This window comes from Mycobacterium sp. IDUB_19, assembly GCF_055419445.1.
In genome coordinates this window covers 1-1,822 of sequence record NZ_JBVAXR010000127.1, presented here as the reverse complement: position 1 = coordinate 1,822, position 1,822 = coordinate 1, and the positions used below count along the sequence as shown (strand labels likewise).

Here is a 1,822-nt window from a genome sequence, read left to right as displayed (position 1 = left end):
CCCATCGCCGGTCACACCCAGGCGGTGAACAGCGTCTCGTTCAGCCCCGATCGACACCGCGTCGTATCATCCTCTGATGACGGTCTACTGCGGTTGTGGCCGGCACCTCCCAAGGACGAATGGGTAACGCTGTTGTGCGACAAGCTTTCTGCCAACATGACCCATGCCGAGTGGAACAAGTGGGTGTCGCCGAACATCGGGTACGTCAAGGTCTGCACCAACCTTCCCGATCCGCCCAGCCCCTAGTCGGCGTAGTCACGCGTCGACGTGACGGGTGAGGGTACTGCAGGAGAGGATATAAACATGCGGGCCTTGCGCTTCAACAAGTTCGGTGACCCCACCGTCCTGTACATCGCGGATCTGCCCGACCCGCGCGCAAACGCGCAGGAAGCGGTGATCCGCGTCGAAGCGGCTTCGGTCAACCCATCCGACGTGAAAAACGTTGCTGGACAGATGGACTGGACGGTCCTACCGCGCACGCCGGGACGGGATTTCGCCGGAGTCGTCGTCAGCGGTCCAGCCGAATGGGAAGGCGCCAAAGTGTGGGGCACCGGCGGGGACGTCGGGTTCACCCGCGACGGCTCGCACGCGGAGCTGATCTCGGTGCCGGTCGAAGCGCTGGCGCGCAAGCCCGAGCGGCTGAGCTTCGACGAGGCCTCCACCGTCGGTGTCAACTTCGTGGTCGCCTGGCACGGCGCGGTGGAAACAGCACAGCTAACAGCTGGAGAAACGATCGCGATCTTCGGCGTCCCCGGGGGAGTGGGCGGTGCCGTCGCGCAGATCGCGCACGCGCTCGGCGCCACGGTGATCGGTGTGGATCGTCGCAAACCCGACCCGGAAACGCCCGCCGCGAATGTCCTCGACGACTTCGTCGCCTTCGATCCCAACGCCGACGTCGCCGCCGAAATCATACGAGCCAACGAAGACAAGGGCGTCGACGTCGTGTACGACGCGGTCGGCGGCGTGACCACGGCGGCCGCGCTCGCCGCGCTCGCTCACCGCGGCAGGCTGGTCGTCATCAGCGCGGTCGGCCCGTCAAAGGTCGAGATCGATCTGAGGGATCTGTACCACAACGAAACCCGGATCTTCGGCGCCGACAGCGGCAAACTCAGCGTCGTCGACTCCGCGCAGCTACTTCAGAAGATGTTGCCGTACTTCGAATCCGGCGAGTTCCGGCCACTGCCCATCGCCGCCCGCTATCCCCTCGACGAGAGCGCAGCCGCCTACCGCGCGGTCGCCGACGGCATCGTCGGCCGCATCGTGATCAACCCCTGAAAGGCATTGGCATGTCAACCAATCTGACCGAACAAACGATCACTGAAGTCGTGCAACGAACCTTTGACACGTCCACCGACGAACGCTTCCGCCGACTGTTCGTCAGCCTGGTGCAGCACCTGCACGACTTCGCCCGCGAGGTGCGGCTGACCGGTGACGAGTGGTTCACCGCGATGGACTTCTTCGAACGGCTCGGCAAGATCTCCAGCCCTAGGCGTCAAGAGGTGGTGCTGCTCTCCGACATCCTCGGCCTGTCGATGCTGTTGGACAAGATCCACGAGCACACCGGCGGATCGGCCACCGACTCGGCGCTGCTGGGCCCGTTCTATGTCGAGGGCCGTCCGACCGCGCCGAACGGCGCCGACATCGCCAACGGCGTCGCGGGCACACCGATGTTCGTCACCGCTCGTGTCGTCGACGAACAGGGCAGGCCGATCGCCGGCGCGCATGTCGACACCTGGCACAGCGACGGCACCGGGTTCTACGACGTGCAGATGACCGAGCCGCTGCACGGCGAGTTCGCCATGCGCGCGCTGCTGACCACCGA

General features: G+C 65.3%; 3 protein-coding genes. All 3 read left to right on the top strand.

Features of this window, described 5'->3' with window-relative positions; translation table 11 throughout:
* Positions 1-246 (top strand): hypothetical protein (locus tag ACZY0B_RS27335; protein ID WP_463767353.1); only part of this gene is annotated, 246 nt, incomplete at its 5' end.
* 57 nt (positions 247-303) lie between these two features.
* Complete coding sequence (locus ACZY0B_RS27330) at positions 304-1,275, top strand: quinone oxidoreductase family protein (RefSeq protein WP_463767352.1); 972 nt, start codon at positions 304-306, stop codon at positions 1,273-1,275.
* Positions 1,276-1,286: 11 nt separating this feature from the next.
* Positions 1,287-1,822 (top strand): dioxygenase (locus ACZY0B_RS27325; protein ID WP_463767351.1); only part of this gene is annotated, 536 nt, incomplete at its 3' end.

What these genes read in the sequence shown, in the direction of transcription:
- ACZY0B_RS27330 (WP_463767352.1), top strand. Translation starts at nt 304, where the DNA reads ATGCGGGCCTTGCGCTTCAACAAGTTCGGTGACCCCACCGTCCTGTAC.